Here is a 19136-nt window from a genome sequence, read left to right on the forward strand (position 1 = left end):
GCATCCCCTCCCCGTGCTCTGCCCGCCGCCGTACCCGCCGTTCGGGGGGTGCCGTGCAGGGCGTGCTGACCGGCTTCGCGGTGATCGCGGTGGTGATCGCCGTCGGCTATCTGCTCGGCCGGCGCGGCTATCTGGGCGACCAGGGCCGCGAGGTGCTGACCCGGCTCGCCTTCCACGTGGCCTCGCCGGCCCTGCTGTTCACGACCTGCGCGCAGGCCGACCTGTCGGTGGTCTTCTCCAGCAGCCTGCTGGTGACGGCGCTCAGCACGGCGGCGGTCGCGGGCGTCTTCGTCACGGTCGGCGTGGTACGCCGCTGGGGCGTGGGCCGGACCACGATCGGCGCCCTGTGCTCGGGTTACGTCAACTCCGGCAACCTCGGCATCCCGATCGCCGTGTATGTGCTGGGCGACGCGTCGCTGGTGGCGCCGGTGCTGCTCTTCCAGCTCGTCGTGGTCGCACCGGTCGGGATGGCCTTCCTCGACCAGGCCGGCGACGGCCGCTCCGGCTCCCCCTGGTCCCGGCTGCTCGCCCCGCTGCGCAACCCGATAGCGCTGGGCTCGCTGACCGGCGTCGCGGTGGCCGCGCTCGGCGTCCACGTGCCGGCGCCGGTCATGGACCCGCTGACCCTGATCGGCAACATGTCCGTCCCGGCGGTCCTGATGGCGTTCGGCATCTCCCTGTGCGGCAGCGCGATGCCCTTCCGGGGCCCGGACCGCTCCCCCGTCCTGCTGGCGGTGGCCCTGAAGTCGGTGGGCCAGCCCGCCGTCGCCTGGGCCCTGGCCGCCGGCGTCTTCGGCCTGCGCGGCGCGCACCTGCTGGACGTGGTGGTGACGTCGGCCCTCCCGACCGCCCAGAACATGTACACCTACGCCTCCGCCTACCGCGTCGGCGAACGCCTGGCCCGCGACGCCGTCCTGGTCTCGACGGTGACGGCGGTCCCGGTCCTGGTGGGGGTGGCGGCGGTACTGGGGTGACGCCGGTCAGCCGGTGGGAAACTCGCTGGTGTCGAGCCGCAGACCGAAGGGTGCGGGCAGCTCGACCGGATCACCGAACCTGCCCGCGTGCAGCGTGCGGTAGACGTCACCCCGCGGTTCGCCGTACAGCGTGACGGTCGGTCCACCCGGAGCCCAACGGTCGACCAGCAGGTACAGGGGGATGCCGGCGGTGGCACAGGCGGCGGGCTTGGTGACGCGGTCGTGGCGCGCGTTCGACCTGGAGGTGACCTCGACGACGAGTTCGGCGAGGGACGCGGGGATGTGGCTGTCGGACTCGCCGTCATCCGGCACGGGAGCCACCACGAGGTCGGGGATGAGCATGCCGAGACGGGACGGCACAGCGATCGCGAGTGTCTGGAAGATCTCCCAGTCCTCGGAGATCACCGGGTAGAGGCGACGTGCGATACGCGCCGCGATGACGTTGTGACGGACAGCGGGAGCGGGTGACACGGTGATGATCCCCTCGATGATCTCCACCTTGCTGCCCTCGGGCCACTCCATCTCCTCCCAGAACCGGACGAGATCGTCCCAGCTCTGCTCGGGGTCCTGGCTCACGGTGAGTGCGCTCACGGCCGTCTCCTAACGGTCATCACCGATCCCAGCATGCCGAACGGGACCGGCGGTGGTCCACCGGTCCCGTTCGTCCGATCGGGCGATCGCCAGGTCAGCCGATGCGCTCCAGGACCACCGGGGACGGCGTGTGCTCGGTGCCCGGGGCGGCGATGTCGTAGGAGTCCCCGATCGCCTCCAGGGCGTAGGCGAACCGGTCGGGGGTGTCGGTGTGGAGGGTGAGGAGGGGCTGGCCCGCGCGGATCTCGTCGCCGGGCTTGGCGTGCAGTTCCACGCCCGCCGCCGCCTGCACCGGGTCCTCCTTGCGGGCACGTCCCGCGCCCAGGCGCCAGGCGGCGACACCGATGCCGTAGGCGTCCAGGCGGGTCAGGACGCCGGTGGCGGAGGCCGTCACGACGTGCTGCTCCTTCGACGTGGGCAGCGGCGCGTCCGGGTCGCCGCCCTGCGCCGCGATCATGCGGCGCCAGACGTCCATCGCGGAGCCGTCGGCCAGCGCCTTCGCCGGATCGGCGTCCTTGACGCCCGCCGCGTCGAGCATCTCGCGGGCCAGGGCGAGGGTCAGTTCCACGACGTCCGCGGGGCCGCCGCCGGCGAGGACCTCGACCGACTCGCGGACCTCCAGGGCGTTGCCGGCGGTCAGGCCGAGCGGCGTGGACATGTCGGTGATCAGGGCGACCGTGCGGACGCCGTGGTCGGTGCCGAGGCCGACCATCGTGGACGCCAGTTCGCGCGCGTCCTCCACCGTCTTCATGAAGGCGCCGCTGCCCGCCTTCACGTCGAGCACCAGTGAGCCCGTGCCCTCCGCGATCTTCTTCGACATGATCGACGAGGCGATCAGCGGGATCGCCTCCACCGTGCCGGTCACGTCCCGCAGGGCGTAGAGCTTCTTGTCGGCGGGGGCCAGCCCGTCGCCGGCCGCGCAGATCACCGCGCCGGTGGAGTCCAGGACCTCCAGCATCTCGTCGTTGGAGAGCAGCGCGCGCCACCCCGGGACGGACTCCAGCTTGTCCAGGGTGCCGCCGGTGTGGCCGAGGCCCCGGCCGCTGAGCTGCGGGACGGCCGCGCCGCAGGCCGCGACCAGCGGCGCGAGCGGCAGGGTGATCTTGTCACCGACGCCCCCGGTGGAGTGCTTGTCGGCGGTCGGCCGGGAGAGCGAGGAGAAGTCCATCCGCTCGCCGGACGCGATCATCGCCGCCGTCCAGCGGGCGATCTCGCGGCGGTTCATGCCGTTGAGCAGGATCGCCATCGCCAGCGCCGACATCTGCTCGTCGGCCACGGCTCCGCGGGTGTACGCGTCGATGACCCAGTCGATCTGGTCGTCGCTGAGTTCACCGCGGTCGCGCTTGGTGCGGATGACGGAGATGACGTCCATGACGGGTGTTCCTTACTTGGTGAGGTGGTCGGGGCCGAAGGCCTGCGGGAGCATCCCGGCGAGGGGCAGGACCCCCGCCGGTGTCTCCAGGAGCAGCTCCGCGCCGCCGAACTCGTACAGGAGCTGCCGGCAGCGGCCGCACGGGACGAGGATCTCGCCCTGGCCGTCGACGCAGGTGAAGTGGGTCAGCCGCCCGCCGCCCGAGTTCAGCAGGGCGGAGACCAGCCCGCACTCGGCGCACAGGCCGAGGCCGTAACTGGCGTTCTCCACGTTGCAGCCGGTGACCGTGCGGCCGTCGTCGACCAGGGCCGCCGCGCCGACCGGATACCCGGAGTACGGGGCGTACGCCCGGGACATCGCGTCCCGGGCCGCCCGGCGCAGCGACTCCCAGTCGACGCCCGTCACTTGCCCTGCCCCTTCCGGTACGGCATGCCGTCCGCCTTGGGCATGCGCAGCCGCTGCGCGGACAGGGCGAGGACGACCAGGGTGATGACGTACGGCGTGGCCGAGACGACCTGGTTGGGGACCTCGTCGGTGCCCGCGTACCAGGCGAAGACCAGCGCGCCGACGACGAGCGTGATCACGGCCTTGACGTACTTCTTGCGGACCACGAGCCAGATCGCGCCGACCAGGAGCAGCAGCGCGCCCAGCAGCAGCAGCGCGTGCACGTTGGCCGAGCCGCCGCGCAGGTTGAGGCTGTCGGTGTAGCCGAACAGGCCGGCGCCGATGGCGAGGCCGCCCGGCATCCAGTTGCCGAAGATCATCGCCGCGAGGCCGATGTAGCCGCGGCCGCTGGTCTGGCCCTCCAGGTAGAAGGGGTTGGCGACGATGGAGAGGAAGACGCCGCCGAGGCCGGCCAGTCCACCGGAGATGATCACGGCGAGGTACTTGTACTTGTAGACGTTGACACCGAGGGACTCGGCGGCGACCGGGTTCTCACCGCAGGAGCGCAGCCGCAGGCCGAACGGGGTGCGCCAGAGAATCCACCAGCTCGCCGGGACCAGCGCGACCGCGATCAGGGTGAGCCAGGAGACGTTCGTGACCAGGCCGCCGAGCAGGCCGGCGATGTCGGAGACCAGGAACCAGCCCTTGTCGTTGAGGGTCTGGAGCCCGTCGGACAGGCCCGGGACGGTGAAGTGGCCGAGCGAGTCGACCGGCGGGGACTGCTTGGCGGAGCCGCCCTGGTGGCCCTCGAAGGCGAGGGGGGCCAGGTAGCGGGTGGCGCCGAGGGCGAGGATGTTGAGGGCGACGCCGGAGACGATGTGGTTCACGTTGAAGGTGATCGTCACGATGGCGTGCAGCAGCCCGCCGAGCGCGCCGCCGACGATGCCGACGAGGACGCCGGTCCACGGGCCCCACTGGAAGCCGGCCCAGGCACCGAACCAGGTGCCGAGGATCATCATGCCTTCGAGGCCGATGTTGACCACGCCCGCGCGCTCCGCCCACAGGCCGCCGAGACCGGCGAGGCCGATCGGCACGGCGAGCTGGAGGGCGGTGGACATCTGGCTGACGTTGGTGATGCCGTCCGCGCCGGTGATCAGGCGGACGATCGAGGTCAGCGCCAGGGCTCCGGCGATGACCAGGAGCAGGACCGGCAGCGGCATCCGGCGGCCGGTGGGCGCCGTGGGCCGCAGCGTCGGCTGGTTCAGGTCGGTCACGGTGGTCATCGCGCCGCCACCTCCTTGTCGGTGTTGTCGGTGGTGGCGCCCAGGACGTGACCGGCGGCCAGTTCGGCGCCGACCCGGCGCTGCTGGCGGCGCAGGCCCCATTCGCGGACGGCCTCGTAGGAGACGACCACGGAAAGGACGATCAGGCCCTGCATGATGACCGCGATCTCCTTGTCGTACCCGTGGAAGTCCAGCTCGGGGCTGGCCTTGTCGAGCCAGGCCCACAGCAAGGCGGCGAAGGCGATGCCGACCGGGCTGTTCCGGCCGAGCAGGGCGATGCCGATGCCGAGGAAGCCGATGCCGGTGGGGAAGTTGAGGCTGTAGGTGTGGGTGTCGCCGAGCAGGATCGGCAGGCCCGCGAGACCGGCGAGGCCGCCGGAGAGGAGCATCGCGGTGAGGACCATCCGCCGGGGGCTGACGCCGCTGGCCGCGGCGGCTGTCTCGGAGGCGCCGGAGGCGCGCAGGTCGAAGCCGAAGCGGGTGCGGTTGAGGACGACCCAGTAGCCGATGCCGAGCAGCACCGCGAGGATCACCAGGCCGTAGACCTCGCCGGCCGCGCCCATGTCGATGCCGGGAACCCAGCCGGAGTCGTGCATCTCGCCGGTGGTGTTGTTGTTGCCGACCTTGACGCCGAAGACGTCGGGCAGCCACAGGTAGCCGATGACGGCGGTGGCGATGGAGTTCAGCATGATCGTCGCCACGACCTCGCTGACGCCCCGGGTGACCTTCAGGACGCCCGCGATGCCGGACCAGAAGGCGCCGGTGAGGACGGCGGTGAGGAGGAGCAGCGGGATCTGGAGGACGCCGGGGAGGGCGACGTGCGCGCCGACCACGGCGGCCATCATGGCGGCGAGCTGGTACTGGCCGTCGACGCCGATGTTGAACAGGTTCATCCGGAAGCCGATGGCGACCGCGAGGGCGGCGATGTAGTACATCGACGCCTGGTTGATGATCAGGACCTGGATGTCGGAGAACCCGGCCTGCTCGAACATGAGCGCGAAGGGTTCCACCGGGTTCTTGCCGGAGGCGATCAGCACGATCGCGCTCAGCACGAAGGCCACGGCGAGCGCGATGACCGGGCCGGCCACCGCGAGGAGCACCCGCTCCTTGTCGAACTTCTTCATCAGTGGGCCTCGCCCTTCGGGGAAGTCCCGGCCTCGGGACTCTCTTCGTGCTCCAGGTGGCCGGTGGCCGCGCCCGTCATCGCGGAGCCCAGCTCCTCGGGGGTGATGGTCGCCGGGTCGGCGTCCGCCACCAGCCGGCCGTCGTAGATGACCCGGAGCGTGTCGGAGAGGCCGATCAGCTCGTCCAGGTCGGCGGAGATCAGCAGGACCGCCAGTCCCTCGCGGCGGGCCTCGCGGATGTGGTCCCAGATCGCGGCCTGGGCGCCGACGTCCACGCCCCGGGTGGGGTGGGCGGCGATCAGGAAGCGCGGCGCGTGGCTCATCTCGCGGCCGACGATCAGCTTCTGCTGGTTGCCGCCGGAGAGGGAGGCGGCCGTGACGTCGATGCCGGGGGTGCGGACGTCGTACGTCTCCACGATCCGCCGGGTGTCGGCCTGGGCGGCCTTCGGGTCCAGCCAGACGCCCCTGGCGTTGGGCTTCTCGGTGACGTGGCCGAGGATGCGGTTCTCCCAGAGGGGCGCCTCCAGGAGCAGGCCGTGGCGGTGGCGGTCCTCGGGGATGTAGCCGACGCCCTGCTCGCGGCGCTTCCTGGTCGTCCAGCCGGTGATCTCGTCGTCGGCGAGCCGGATCGTCCCGGAGTCGGCGGAGCGCAGGCCGATCAGCGCGTCCACCAGCTCGGTCTGGCCGTTGCCCTCGACACCGGCGATGCCCAGCACCTCGCCGGCGTGGATGGTGAAGGTGACGTCGTCCAGCAGGGCCTTGCCGCCGGGGGCCACCAGCCGCAGCTTCTCCACGGTGAGGACCGGACGGTCGGTGACCGTGGACTCGGCCGTCTCCGGCGTCGGCAGTTCGCTGCCGACCATCAGCTCGGCGAGCTGGCGCGGGGTGGTCTCGGCGGGGACGGCGGTGCCGACCGTCGTGCCGCGCCGGATGACGGTGATGTCGTCGGCGACGGAGAGCACCTCGCCCAGCTTGTGGGAGATGAAGATGACGGAGAGGCCCTCGGCCTTCAGCTCGCGCAGGTTGTCGAAGAGCGCGTCGACCTCCTGCGGGACCAGGACGGCGGTCGGCTCGTCGAGGATGAGGGTGCGGGCGCCCCGGTAGAGGACCTTGAGGATCTCCACGCGCTGGCGGGCGGCGACGCCCAGCTCCTCGACCAGCAGGTCGGGGCGGACGTCGAGACCGTAGCGCTCGGAGATCTCCTGGATCCTGCGGCGGGCCTTGCCGCCGATGCCGTGGAGCTTCTCGCTGCCGAGGACCACGTTCTCCAGGACCGTGAGGTTGTCGGCGAGCATGAAGTGCTGGTGGACCATGCCGATGCCGCGCGCGATGGCGTCGGCGGGCGAGGAGAAGGAGACCTGCTCGCCGTCGACCGCGATCGTGCCCTCGTCCGGCTTCTGCATGCCGTAGAGGATCTTCATCAGCGTCGACTTGCCGGCGCCGTTCTCGCCGACGAGGGCGTGGACGGTGCCCTTGCGGACGGTGAGGTGGATGTCGTGGTTGGCCACGACTCCGGGGAAGCGCTTGGTGATCCCGGCGAGTTCGACGGCGGTCACCTGACCGCCCGCCGCTGCCGAGGCCGGAGGGCTGCTGGACGCGTTGATGGCGCACTCTCCTGGGGACGGGGGTCGTCTACGCGCGTAGCGCCCCTACGGCATCGAAAGCGGTGGCGCACCTGCTCCGGCGGGGCACGGGGAGGCGTCCTCCCCGTGCCCCGCCGGGCGTGTGCGCGACCACGGTGGCACGGTGCGGGTGGTGCCGGGTGTCAGCTGCTCTTGACCTTGATCTCGCCGCTGATGATCTTCTCCTTGGCCGTCTTCAGGGCGCCCTGGAGTTCGGTGTCGTCCGCGAACTTCGGGTTGGAGTCCGACAGGCTCACCTCACCGGACTTCAGATCGCCCCGAACGATACCGGTCTCCGGCTTGCCGTCCTCGACGGACTTCGCGAGGTTGTACACCGCCTTGGCGACGTCCTTCATCGCCGAGGTGAGGATGGAGTCCTTGTACTTGGCGAGGGCTTCCTGCCGGTACTGGTCGGAGTCGACGCCGATCGCCCACACCTTGTTGGCGGCGGCGGCCTCGATCACGCCCTGCCCGGAGAGACCGGCCGCGGCGTACACCACGTCGGCCTTGTTCTCGATCTGGCCCTCGGCGGCCGTCTTGCCCTTGTCGGGGCTGGAGAAGCCACCCTCCTCCGCGGTCTGCGTCAGGTACTGGGAGAGCACCTTGGCCTTGGGGTTGGTGTCCTTGACGCCCTGCTCGAAGCCGGCCTGGAACTTGTGGATCAGCGGGTTGTCCACACCGCCGATGAAGCCGACCACGTTGCTCTCGGTGGACTCGGCGGCGGCGACACCGGCGAGGTAGGACGCCTCCTCCTCGGAGAAGACGAGGTCCGCGACATTCTTCGCCTCGATGGTGGAGTCGTCGACGATGCCGAAGGTGACGTCCGGGAACTTCTCGGCCGCTCCCTTGACGGCGGCGGCGTACGCGTAGCCGACGCCCACGATCGGGTCGTAGCCCTGCTTGGCGAGGGATTCCAGGCGCTGCTGCTTGTCGGCGTCCGTCTCACCGTCGGTCGGCTCGATGTCGGCCGTCTCGTACTTGAACTCCTTCTTCGCCAGCTCCAGGCCGGCGAAGGCCGCGTCGTTGAACGACTGGTCGCCCTTGCCGCCGACGTCGTACGCGATCGCGAGGCCCTTGTCGTCCTTGCTGTCCGAGGACGAGGAGGACGAGGTCGAGGTACCACCGCAGGCGGCGAGCGCGAGGGCCAGGGAGGCGGTCGCTGCGCCTGCGACCGTGATCCGGGAAATCCGGCGCATGTGTGGTGCTCCTGTCGTACAAGCGCCGGACGGGGTTCGGCTGCGGCGCTGGGTTCGCCGCAGATTAACGCGCGTAGACCGGCCTGAAAACCCCTTCTGTCCACCTTGTTATCGGGCCGTGCCCAACCCTTGCCGGGCGCAAACGGAAGGTGGCTTTCAGTGATGCCCGGCCGCCCTGCGGGGACGGCCGGGCGGGGGCGCCGGACCCGGCCTACGGCTCGGTCCGCACCTTGACCGAGCCGCTGACGACGGCCTCCTGGGCCTTGGCCACGGCGTCCTTGAGCCCGGCGACCTCGGCGTACTTCGGGTTGCTCTCGGACAGGCCCACGCCCTCGGACTTCAGGTCGAAGGTCTGGGTGCCGGTGAGCGGCTTGCCGTCCTCGACGGACTTGGCCAGCGCGTAGACCGCGCCGTCGATGTCCTTGAGCGCGGAGGTGAGGATCGAGTCCTTGTACTTGGCGAGGGCTTCCTGCCGGTACTGGTCGGAGTCGACGCCGATCGCCCACACCTTGTTGGCGGCGGCGGCCTCGATCACGCCCTGCCCGGACAGGCCGGCCGCCTGGTACACGACGTCGGCCTTCTTCTCGATCTGCCCCTCGGCGGCGGCCTTGCCCTTGTCCGGGCTGGAGAAGCCGCCCTCCTCGGCGGTCTGCGTCAGGTACTGCGAGACCACCTTGACCTCGGGATCGGTGTCGGCGACGCCCTGCTTGTACCCGGCCTCGAACTTGTGGATCAGCGGTACGTCCACCCCGCCGACGAACCCGACCGTCTTGGTCCTGGTCGCCTTCGCGGCGGCGACCCCGGCCAGATAGGACGCCTCGTTCTCGGCGAAGACGAGGGAGGCGACGTTGTCGCCCTCGACGACGGAGTCGACGATCCCGAAGGTGGTGTCCGGGTAGTCGGCGGCGACGGCCTCCATCGCGGGGCCGTAGGCGAAGCCGACGCCGATCACCGGGTTGTAGCCCTGCTTGGCCAGCGAGGCGAGCCGCTGCTCCTTGTCGGCGTCGGTCTCGCCGTCGGTGGGCTCGATGTCGGCGGTCTTGTAGCCGAACTCCTTCTTCGCCTGCTCCAGACCCGCGTAGGCGGCGTCGTTGAAGGACTGGTCGCCCTTGCCGCCGATGTCGTAGGCGATGGCCAGACCGAGGTCCTCCTTGCCGCCGTCGTCGCCGCCGTCCTCGGTGCTGGTGCCTCCGCAGGCGGTGGCGGCGAGGGCGAGCGACGCGACCCCCACCGCGGCGCTGGTCAGTCTCGGTGTCCGACGCAGGCTCGTTGTCCGACGCATCTGAAGCTCCCCATCTTCAACTCCCCGAGGCTGGCGCCCGGTTCGGCGCACATTAACGCGCGTAGAAAGCCCTGGGAACGGGGTTCCTCGGGGCCGTTATGCATTCGTGGCGGTGGGGGTTACGGTCCCGTGAACCAAGGGCTCGAAGGGGCCGAAAAGGGTGACGGCGGGTACATGGAGGAGGGGGCGCCGGTATGCGGGCCTACCATCGAAGCGCAGCAAGCCGGAGCGAACTGACCCACTGGGGTGATCGTGAGCAACTGGGCCGACCTTACGACCGGTAAGCGCATCAAACACCTGCGGGGCTCGGATCTGACCCAGCAGGGGCTGGCCGAGGCGTCGGGGCTGTCCCTCGCCCTGGTGCAGAAGGCCGAGCAGGACCGGGGGGAGCTGTCGGTCGGCTCCCTGCTCAAGCTCGCGCACGCGCTGCACACGGACGTGTCGGTGATCCTGGGGCAGCAGGCCCCTCGCCGGGGGATGGACAGCGGCACCCGGGCCGCCGTACGCCGCCTCTCGGACGCCGTGCACGACAGTGCGCTGGGCATGTGGGAGGGCATCGACGATCCGAGCACCGTCGAGGAACTGAGTGAGGCCCGAGACCGCGCATGGGATGCCTACTGGGCCAGCGACACGGCCAAGGTGAGCAGTTACGCCTCCAGGGTCCTCATGGAAGGACAGGCCCGGTACGCCGGCGCCACCGGAAGCGAGCGTGACCGGCTGGTGCCGATCTTGGCCAGCACGTACCGCGTAGCCGCGTCGTGCTCGAACGGCTTCGGGCAACGGGACCTTGCGCTGAGCGCCCTCACGTCCGCGAAGCACCTTGCGGAGCGCGGCGACGACCCCGTGATGGCAGCGCTGCTGGAGTCCACACTGTCCTGGATCTATCTGCGCAGCGCCAAGGTGCCCCGCGCCGTCTCCGTGGCCGAGCGCGCGGCGCTGACGATCGAGCCGTCCTTCAGCAGCGGATCCCGCCCGCAACTGCTCGCGTACGGGCGCCTGATGATCTCCGCAGCCGTGGCCGCGTCCAGGCGTGAGGACGAGCGCGCGGCCGACGACTATCTGTCCCAGGCGCACGCCGCAGCGGCGAGGCTGGGCCGGGACGAGAAGCTGTACGGAACGGTCTTCGGCCCGACCGCGGCGAAGACCGAGGCCGTGGGGATCCACGTCGCGTTGAAGAATTACGGACGCGCGCTCAAACTCGCCGGCCAGCCGGACATGAAGAAGCTTCCCGCGTCCATGTCGAAAGTGGCCCGCAACCGCTACAAACTGGACGTCGCTCTGGCGCAGTGCGCGGTCGGCCTCCATGACCAGGCCGGGGACACACTGATCGAGGTGGGCCTCGACGCACCGGAGTGGGTCAGGCACCAGGCGCTGCCCGGGGTCATCGGCAAGCGGCTGGCGAAGGTGTCGACGGCCCGTGTGCGCAGGATCGGTGAAGTGATCGGCATGCCGCTGATCACGTGAATCCTACGGAGCGTACGAGCCGGGGCCGGGCAACCTCGTTCCGTCGTACGCCTCGTCACTTCACTCCGCGTGATCGTGCGGGCACGCTTGGCGCATGGTCAGCGACAAGAGCGCACAGACGCAGGAACGAGCACGGGCCCGCCGGACCGAGGGGGACCTGAGACGGCGCCGGGCACTGGCGGACGCGGCGGCGGGTATGCCGCCGATCGAACGGTTCCACTGCGTGATCTACCTGTGCGGTGCTCCCGGCACGGACATCGCCGGGCCCCGCGAGGAGTGCGCGGAGTACGCCGAGGCGTTCGGGTGGGGGATCACGGACGTGATCGAGGAGCGCGTGGGCCTGCTGCCGCCGCAAGGGCGGGAGGGACTGAAGCGGGCCGTCGAACACGTCAGGAGCGAAGCGGCCGGGGCGGTGCTCACGTCGTGCCGTTCGATGATCTCGTCCGTTCCGCAGGAGTTCGACGAGGTGGCACGCGAGGTCGAGAAGGCCGGGGGGTTCCTGCACGTCATGGCCGCGGCACGCGGTGGGCAACGGGCGGCGCGGTGACCCGGCCCGTGTTCCGCCACGTCCCGTTCACCATCGAGCAGGACCGGACAGCTGAACCGGAGTACGAGGTTCGTTGCGTATCCGACGACGGGACCGAGTGCGGCGCGGCGTCCGGCACGCATGGTGGCCCGGGGCCGGTCGAGGAGGGGCGGCGCGGGCGCACGCAGGAGTCGGGGCGTCGGCGCTGCCGCCGGGCCGTCGGCGACCACGCGGTCCCGCGCCCCGCGGCGGGGCTGTCCGGCCCGGGGCCGGCGGACGGGGAAGCGTCGTGATCTTCGCACCGTCCGCCGCGCACCCGTGGCGGGACGTATGGCCGCTCGTCGCGCAGTCGGGCGACGGCAACCGGTGGGTCAGCGGCACCTGCTGGCTGTACTGCCGGCGGGAGGGCGTGCGCGTGCTGTGGGTCGGCACCGTGTCGACGCCCGGCGCGACGGGTGACGTGTACGCGTGCGGCCCGTGCGTCGCGGAGCTGGGCCACATGGTGCGCGTCCAGTCCCACGACCGGGACCGAGCCACCGGCCACGCCGTAGGCGCTGCATCCGGACACGCGTCCCAGCCGCACGCCCTGCCGCGGCACTGAAGCGTCGCTCCCGTTCCCCCGGCACCGACGACGAGTGCCCGCCGGGAACGCCCGGGAGCGACCGCACCCCCGGAGGGGGAACGGAACGGGACTGGACCGAGACCCGCTGGGACCGGGGCCGGCACACCCCCGGCGGCGCGGAGGTGTGGGCGGCCGGGCGGCCCGCGTGGCGGGAGGCGGCTCCGGCGGCGGTCGACGCCTTCGCCGCCGCCCGGCTGCGGCTGTACCGGACCGCCGCCGGCCCGGAAGCCCGACGCGGACCGGCTCGGCGCCATGGCCGGGTCGTGCCGGGCACGGGCCGGGCACAGGGGGGCTGCCCCCGGAGTGACGGCCGCGGAGGCGGCCCGCGCCCGGCGTGGTCTGTCCCGGTCAGTCCGTGATGTCGATCAGGGCCGCCGCCGTGAACAGTTCCACGCCGACCGTGATGGCGTGCTCGTCGACGTCGAAGTCGCCCTGGTGGAGGTCGCGGACCGTGCGCTCGCCGGGCGGGCGGACGCCGAGGCGGGCCATGGCGCCGGGGACGCGCTCCAGGTACCAGGAGAAGTCCTCGCCGCCCAGGCTCTGCTCGGTGGACTCCACGGAGTCCGGGCCGCGCCGGGCGATCATGGCGGTCTGGAGCAGTTCGACGCTGGTCACCTCGTTGACGACCGGCGGCACGCCCCGCACATAGGTGATCTCCGACTTGGCGCGGTGCAGGTTGGCGATCTCGTCGATGGCCGCGACGACCAGGTCGGGGGCCTGCCGCCAGGCGTCCAGGTCGAGGCAGCGCACGGTCCCGGACAGCTCGGCGTGCTGCGGGATGACGTTGGCGGCGTGGCCGGACTCGATGCGGCCCCAGGTCAGGGAGAGGCCGCCGCGGGCGTCGATGCGCCGGGCGAGCAGCGCGGGGGCGTCGGTGGCGACCCGGGCGACGGCGGTGACCAGGTCGGTGGTGAGGTGCGGCCGGGCGGTGTGGCCGCCGGGGCCGGCGAGGGCGATCTCCAGCCGGTCGCAGGCGGAGGTGATGGGACCCTCGCGCAGCCCGATCCGGCCGGCGTCCACCCGGGGGTCGCAGTGCACGGCGAGGATGCGCCGTACGCCGTCCAGCGCGCCGGCCGCCACGACGTCCTCGGCGCCGCCGGGGAGGACCTCCTCGGCGGGCTGGAAGATCAGCCGGACCGGGCGGGGCAGCAGTCCGCGCTCGTGCAGGGCGGCCAGCACCAGGCCGGTGCCGAGGACGACGGTGGTGTGCACGTCGTGGCCGCAGGCGTGGGCGCGGTCCGGCACGGTCGAGCGGTAGGCGCAGCCGCTCTTGACGTCCGGGATGGGCAGGGCGTCGATGTCGGCGCGCAGGGCGAGCAGGCCGGAGCCGGTGGCGTCCGGGCGCCGGGGGTCGGTGCCGATGTCACAGACGACCCCGGTCCCCGACGGGAGGACCCGGGGTGCCAGCCCGGCGCGTTCGAGGCGTTCCTTGATCGCGGCGGTGGTGCGGAACTCCTGATTGCTCAGTTCCGGGTGCATGTGCAGGTCGCGGCGGAAGGCGATCAGCTCCGCCCGCAGCGCCTCCGGCACGAGGCCGGGCAGTGTGGCTTCCCCGGGGACGTCGGCTTCGGACTCCAGTGACATCAGTTGCTTCACCCTTTGTAGGGTAGGACGCCCGGACGGCCGGCTGACCCACGATCAACAAAACTTCTACCCGTGCGAGGGAAGAAAGTGCCGCCGCCGGACGCATAGGCGTCGGCGTGGGTGGGTACAACGGCCCGAATATCGATTGCTCCGCTGCCGCCGCCGGCGCCCGGGTCGCGCACCCACCCGTTCCTCACGGCTACCACGCCCCACGCCTCCTACGCCTGGCGCCCGCGTACGGGGCGGGGGCGCGGGGCGGGGCCCAGGAGGCCGTGGCGGTGTGGCGCCGCGCCTCAGACGCCCGGCACCGCCAGCAGCCGCTCCACGCCCGTCGCCGTCCCCGTGACGCCGTCCAGGAAGCCCTGCGCACGGGGGGAGGCGGTGCGGGTGAGCCAGGCCGGGTCGATGTCGCAGACGGCGACCTTGACCTCCGTGCCGGCCAGGGCCAGCGGCAGGGTGTGCACGACCGTGGAGGGGAAACTGAGGATCGTACGGCCGACCGGGCCGCGGCGGGCGATCAGTTCCAGGGGGAGGTCGGGGCGGACGACCTCCAGGCCCGTCTCGACGGCCAGCCGGTGGAGCTTCTCGGTCGATTCGCGGCGGTGGGCGAAGTAGCGGGTGGCGCCGTGGGTCTTGGCGAGGCGGCGGACGGCGTCCAGGTAGGCCGCGGCGTCGACGACGCCGGTCTCCACCAGGGAGGTGCCGACCATGTCCGCGCCCTTGGTGATGCGGGGCGGGCCGAAGCGGTCACGGGTCCAGGCGAAGGAGTGCGGGGTGACGGTGACGCCCTCGGGGACCTCGGTGATCGGCATGGAGGAGAAGATCTCGACCTTGCGGCGGCCCGACGGGGACAGGCGGCGGCGGGCCGAGGAGGAGACCGGGGCGAAGAGCAGGTCGCGCGGGCCGGGGCGGCTGCCCTTGCGGTGCCAGCGGACCAGGCGTTCGCCGCGGGCGAGCTGGCCCGCGAACTCCATCGTGGCGGTGCCGTCGTCGACGACGACCAGTTCGCGGGCGTGGGTGATGGTGAGGAGCAGCTGGACGTAACGGGAGAACGGGTCCCCCATGACGATGCGGCCGGCGCGGCGGAGCAGGCCCGCCAGGCCGCCCACCGTGCGGAAGGGGGCCGAGGCCCCGCCCCGCGCCTCTTCCCAGCGGACCTCGTGACCGTCCTCGCGGGCCAGCTCCGACATGCGGCGGAGCTGGCCCCGGGTCATGGGGTCCACGGGCGACAGGACGACGAGGGTGAGCCCCGTCCAGGGGGCGCGGGCGTGCGCCCACTCCAGCACGTTCAGGAGCTGTACCGGACTCTCGACGAAGGCGAGGGTGTGGGGGCCGGCGTTCCCGGCGCGGGGGCTCATCGGCGTAAAACCGTCCCGTCTCTGGGCGTGGGGTAGGGGGTGGCGGTGCGGGTCAGACGGTGACCGGCTCGCCGGCCGCGGCGGCGATCTCCGCCTCGGCGACCACGCCGGTGACGCGGCGCAGCTTCTTCATCGGGCCCAGCTCGGACTCGTAGACCTTCTTGACGCCGTCGCCGAGGGACGCCTCGATGGTGCGGATGTCGCGGACCAGGCGGACCAGGCCCTGCGGCTCGACGGAGGCGGCCTGGTCGGAGCCCCACATGGCGCGGTCCAGGGTGATGTGGCGCTCGACGAAGGTGGCGCCGAGGGCGACCGCGGCCAGCGTGGTCTGGAGGCCGGTCTCGTGGCCGGAGTAGCCGATCGGGACGTTCGGGTACTCCTGCTGGAGGGTGTTGATGACGCGGAGGTTCAGCTCCTCGGCCTGCGCCGGGTAGGTCGAGGTGGCGTGGCACATGAGGATGTTGTCCGAGCCGAGGACCTCGACCGCGTGGCGGATCTGCTTCGGGGTGGACATGCCGGTGGAGAGGATGACGGTGCGGCCGGTGGCGCGCAGGGCGCGCAGCAGCTCGTCGTCGGTGAGGGAGGCGGAGGCCACCTTGTGGGCGGGGACGTCGAACTTCTCCAGGAAGGCGACGGCCTCGGTGTCCCACGGGGAGGCGAACCAGTCGATCCCCTTCTCCTTGCAGTACGCGTCGATCTGGCGGTACTCGTCCTCGCCGAACTCCACGCGGTGGCGGTAGTCGATGTACGTCATCCGGCCCCAGGGGGTGTCGCGCTCGATGTCCCACTGGTCGCGGGGGGTGCAGATCTCGGGCGTGCGCTTCTGGAACTTGACGGCGTCACAGCCGGCCTCGGCGGCCACGTCGATCAGCTTGAAGGCGTTCTCCAGCTCACCGTTGTGGTTGATGCCGATCTCGCCGCAGATGTAGACGGGGCGGCCCGGACCGGCCTCGCGGTTGCCGAACTTGCGGATACGGGAGTTGCTCATCAGGGGTTCCTTACTTGGTGAGGGTGTCGAGAGAGGGGCCGAGCAGCCAGCCGGCGATCTCCCGGATCGCGCCGGAGCCGCCGTGCACGGTGGTGACCGCGCGGGCGGCGCCGCGGACGACGTCATGGGCGCCGGCGACCGCGATGGGCCAGCCGACGAGGTCGAAGCAGGGCAGGTCGTTGACGTCGTTGCCGACGTAGAGCACGCGCTCGGGGGCGATGCCCTGTTCCTCGCACCACTGCTTCAGGGCGAGGTCCTTGCGGTCGACGCCGTGCAGGACCGGGACCCGGAGCTTGCGGGCGCGGGCGGCGACGACGGGGTTGACCTCGGTGGAGAGGACGAGGAGGGGCAGGCCCGCCTTGCGCAGGGCGGCGATGCCGAGGCCGTCGCCGCGGTGGACGGAGACGAACTCGCGTCCGTCGGAGTCGATCAGCACCCGGTCGTCGGTCTGGGTGCCGTCGAAGTCGAGGACCACGGCGTCGATGTCGGCGGCGGTGGGCAGGGCACCCGGGCGGGCGCCGTCGAAGAGGGGGGCCAGCGCGCGGGCGCGGGCCAGGTCGTGCGGGTCGTCGATCTCCAGGACCCGCGCCGGGTCGGTGCGGACCAGCTCGGTGCGGCCGAAGAAGCGGTGGCCGTGGGTGCGGAAGCCGGCCGCGTCCATCGCGTAGGCGGCGCCGGTCTCCAGGAAGTCCTGGGGGCGGTCCTGGCGGCGGGGGCGGTAGGTCTTGTCGTGGTTGACGCCGTGGCCGCCCGGCTCCTCGCCCGCGTCGGCGCCCTCCCGCCAGACGAAGCCGTGGAAGGGGGCGACCGTGACGGCCGTGTCCGCGCCGCCCTCGACGACCGCGCCGGCCACCCCGTCGATGTCCTCGCGGACGAGGAACGGGCTGGTGCACTGCACGAGCAGCACCACGTCCACGGCGGCGCCGTGCAGTGCCTCGTGGGCGTCCATGGCGTGGCGCACCGCGGCCTCGGAGGTGGCCGTGTCCCCGGCGATCGCGGCGGGGCGCAGCACCACCTCGGCGCCGGCCTGGCGGGCGGCGGCGGCGATGGCCTGGTCGTCGGTGGAGACGACGACGTCGGTCACCAGCCGGGTGGCGAGGCACTCGCGCACGGCCCGCACGACCAGCGGGACGCCGCCCACGGGGGCGAGGTTCTTGGCGGGTACGCCCTTGGAGCCGCCGCGGGCGGGGATGACCGCGAGGACGCGGCGTACCGGTTGCGGATCGGACATGAGGTGTACCTCTCGGTCGGGGGTCGGGACGGCGGTCGCGGCCCGCTCGTCGGTCCGGGCGGTCATGGCTCGCCCTTCCGTCCGGGCGGTCACAGCTCGCCCATCCGCCGGATCACCGGGGCCACGCGCTGCACGCCGTGCCGGTAGGCGCCGCGGGCGGCGCGGCGCACGACCTGCCGGACCGGGCCGGGCTCCTTGTCGGCGGCGGGCGCGCCGGGCAGCGGGTGGCCGTCGGGGGCGAGGTGGTGCCGGGCGAGGATGCCGGGCAGGTAGCCGGGCGCGGTGACGGGTGTGTAGTACGGGGTGAGCGGGGCGCGTCCGCCGGGGCGGGCGAGCAGCTTGGCGATGCGTTCCCGGGCGGCGTCGAAGGCGGTCTCGTACCCTCCGTCGGCGGCGACGCCCTGCCGGGCCAGCCACGCCTCGTCGGGGACGGGCCGGTGGCCCTCGTCGAGCTGGTCCCAGGAGGCGAGGCAGCCGGAGCCGGTGAAGTGGTGGTTGCCGAGCGCCTCGCGCACCCCGAGGTCGGTGAGGACCACGGTCGGGATGCGCCGGTGCAGGGACTCCAGGGCGGCCGTGGAGCTGACGGTGACCAGCAGGTCGGTGCGGTCGAGGACCTCGCCCATGTTCCCGTAGCGCAGGGAGAAGTTGGGCGGCGGGTCGGCCTTCTGGACCAGCTTCTGGTACGGCAGTTCCTCGATGTGGGTGGTGTGCTCGCCGGGCTTGGAGCGCAGCTTGAGCACGACCTCGCGCTCGGGGTGCCGACGGGCGTGCCGGATGAGCCGGTTCAGCAGGTACGTGCGGTCCCGGCGGCTGTCCGGCACGGAGGGCTGGGCGGCGAAGACGACCGTGTACGGGTCGTGCTCCCCGGCGTAGGGGGCGCCGCCGAGGAAGGGCAGCGCGACCTCGGTGACGGCGGAGGCGTCGGCACCGACCCCCTCGTACACGGCCCGGAAACGCTCCGCGTCCTGGCGGGAGTTGGCGAGGACCAGATCCGCGCCGTGCCGCAGCAGCAGGCCGTCGGCGAGCTTCTCGTAGACGACTCCGACATAGCCGGTGACGACCACGGGGCGGTCGGCGCGGTCGGCCCAGACCCGGCCGAGGCCGTGCAGCATCGCCTGGACACCGCCGCCGACGAGGGCGAGGACGACGAGGTCGTACTCCTTCTCCCCCATCGCCCGCAGGAACTCGACGGCGGTGACCTCGGTGAGGGCGTCCGCGTGGACGCCGACCTCGCTCAGCTGGCGGGGGGTCGGGGTCGCGCGGCCGCGGAGCAGGTAGCCGTCGAGACGGATGTCCGCGTCGCCCGGGGAGCGCGGGGCGATACGGCTCGCGGTGAGCGCGCCCCATTTCCACCGGGTGTCGGAGTCCGCGAGAACCGCGACCCGCAGGGCCTTCGTTGCACTTGCTGGCACGTCGATGACGCTAGGAAGCCATTCCGATGAACGGCCCAACCGGAACACAACAAACGGTTAACAGCACGCCGCCGAATGGCGAATCGGGCCGCCGGACACCCGGAAACGCGTTCGCTTCACGGC

Annotated in this window: 17 protein-coding genes; 4 read left to right on the forward strand and 13 right to left on the reverse strand. The window is 72.0% G+C overall.

All coding sequences use genetic code 11. The features are described 5' to 3' along the window. Positions 1–53 precede the first annotated feature (53 nt). Complete coding sequence (locus Sdagh_RS15210; RefSeq protein ID WP_190076745.1) at positions 54–974, forward strand: AEC family transporter; 921 nt, start codon at positions 54–56, stop codon at positions 972–974. Positions 975–980: 6 nt separating this feature from the next. On the opposite strand, the gene Sdagh_RS15215 is transcribed toward Sdagh_RS15210, so the two are convergent. From Sdagh_RS15215 to Sdagh_RS15250, 8 genes are all read right to left on the reverse strand, one after another. Beyond that, positions 981–1565 (reverse strand): Uma2 family endonuclease, encoded by a 585-nt coding sequence (locus tag Sdagh_RS15215; RefSeq protein ID WP_190076744.1) that lies wholly within the window; start codon positions 1563–1565, stop codon positions 981–983. Between the two features lie 94 nt (positions 1566–1659). Then, complete coding sequence (locus Sdagh_RS15220; protein WP_190008477.1) at positions 1660–2937, reverse strand: thymidine phosphorylase; 1278 nt, start codon at positions 2935–2937, stop codon at positions 1660–1662. 12 nt (positions 2938–2949) lie between these two features. Further along, positions 2950–3342 (reverse strand): cytidine deaminase, encoded by a 393-nt coding sequence (locus Sdagh_RS15225; RefSeq protein WP_189417551.1) that lies wholly within the window; start codon positions 3340–3342, stop codon positions 2950–2952. Next, complete coding sequence (locus tag Sdagh_RS15230; RefSeq protein ID WP_189417552.1) at positions 3339–4604, reverse strand: ABC transporter permease; 1266 nt, start codon at positions 4602–4604, stop codon at positions 3339–3341. Before Sdagh_RS15230 ends, Sdagh_RS15225 begins: the two co-directional genes overlap by 4 nt. Further along, positions 4601–5728, reverse strand: coding sequence for an ABC transporter permease (locus Sdagh_RS15235; RefSeq protein WP_189417555.1), 1128 nt, complete (start codon positions 5726–5728; stop codon positions 4601–4603). The genes Sdagh_RS15230 and Sdagh_RS15235 overlap by 4 nt, the downstream gene beginning before the upstream one ends. Beyond that, positions 5728–7284, reverse strand: a complete 1557-nt coding sequence (locus Sdagh_RS15240) for an ABC transporter ATP-binding protein (protein ID WP_189417557.1) — start codon at positions 7282–7284, stop codon at positions 5728–5730. Before Sdagh_RS15240 ends, Sdagh_RS15235 begins: the two co-directional genes overlap by 1 nt. 209 nt (positions 7285–7493) lie before the next feature. Then, positions 7494–8546, reverse strand: coding sequence for a BMP family lipoprotein (locus Sdagh_RS15245; RefSeq protein WP_189417559.1), 1053 nt, complete (start codon positions 8544–8546; stop codon positions 7494–7496). A gap of 211 nt (positions 8547–8757) precedes the next feature. After that, complete coding sequence (locus tag Sdagh_RS15250; protein ID WP_189418022.1) at positions 8758–9810, reverse strand: BMP family lipoprotein; 1053 nt, start codon at positions 9808–9810, stop codon at positions 8758–8760. Positions 9811–10080: 270 nt separating this feature from the next. On the opposite strand from Sdagh_RS15250, the gene Sdagh_RS15255 reads away from it, so the two are divergent. The 3 genes from Sdagh_RS15255 to Sdagh_RS15265 all read left to right on the forward strand — a co-directional run bounded on the left by Sdagh_RS15255 (position 10081) and on the right by Sdagh_RS15265 (position 12419). Further along, a complete protein-coding gene (locus Sdagh_RS15255; RefSeq protein ID WP_189417561.1) occupies positions 10081–11292 on the forward strand; it encodes a helix-turn-helix domain-containing protein in 1212 nt (403 codons plus the stop codon). Positions 11293–11386: 94 nt separating this feature from the next. Continuing rightward, positions 11387–11839 carry a hypothetical protein gene (locus Sdagh_RS15260; RefSeq protein ID WP_189417564.1) on the forward strand — a complete coding sequence of 151 codons (453 nt, stop codon included), beginning with the start codon at positions 11387–11389 and terminating at the stop codon, positions 11837–11839. A gap of 268 nt (positions 11840–12107) precedes the next feature. Next, the gene (locus tag Sdagh_RS15265; protein WP_226535139.1) at positions 12108–12419 is read left to right on the forward strand and encodes a hypothetical protein; all 312 of its coding nucleotides are present in this window, start codon (positions 12108–12110) and stop codon (positions 12417–12419) included. 369 nt (positions 12420–12788) lie between these two features. Here the strand turns inward: Sdagh_RS15265 and Sdagh_RS15270 are convergent, their stop codons facing one another. The 5 genes from Sdagh_RS15270 to Sdagh_RS15290 all read right to left on the reverse strand — a co-directional run bounded on the left by Sdagh_RS15270 (position 12789) and on the right by Sdagh_RS15290 (position 19013). Beyond that, positions 12789–14024, reverse strand: a complete 1236-nt coding sequence (locus tag Sdagh_RS15270; RefSeq protein ID WP_189418025.1) for a M20 family metallopeptidase — start codon at positions 14022–14024, stop codon at positions 12789–12791. Between the two features lie 293 nt (positions 14025–14317). Next, the gene (locus Sdagh_RS15275; protein WP_190076743.1) at positions 14318–15382 is read right to left on the reverse strand and encodes a hypothetical protein; all 1065 of its coding nucleotides are present in this window, start codon (positions 15380–15382) and stop codon (positions 14318–14320) included. A gap of 52 nt (positions 15383–15434) precedes the next feature. After that, a complete protein-coding gene (locus tag Sdagh_RS15280; protein ID WP_189418027.1) occupies positions 15435–16373 on the reverse strand; it encodes an N-acetylneuraminate synthase family protein in 939 nt (312 codons plus the stop codon). Between the two features lie 7 nt (positions 16374–16380). Then, positions 16381–17601 carry an acylneuraminate cytidylyltransferase gene (locus Sdagh_RS15285; protein WP_189417568.1) on the reverse strand — a complete coding sequence of 407 codons (1221 nt, stop codon included), beginning with the start codon at positions 17599–17601 and terminating at the stop codon, positions 16381–16383. A gap of 89 nt (positions 17602–17690) precedes the next feature. After that, the gene (locus tag Sdagh_RS15290) at positions 17691–19013 is read right to left on the reverse strand and encodes a DUF6716 putative glycosyltransferase (RefSeq protein WP_189417571.1); all 1323 of its coding nucleotides are present in this window, start codon (positions 19011–19013) and stop codon (positions 17691–17693) included. Positions 19014–19136 lie beyond the last annotated feature (123 nt).

Origin of the sequence: Streptomyces daghestanicus (assembly GCF_020521275.1) — a bacterium.
GTDB classification, from domain to species: Bacteria; Actinomycetota; Actinomycetes; order Streptomycetales; family Streptomycetaceae; genus Streptomyces; species Streptomyces griseoviridis.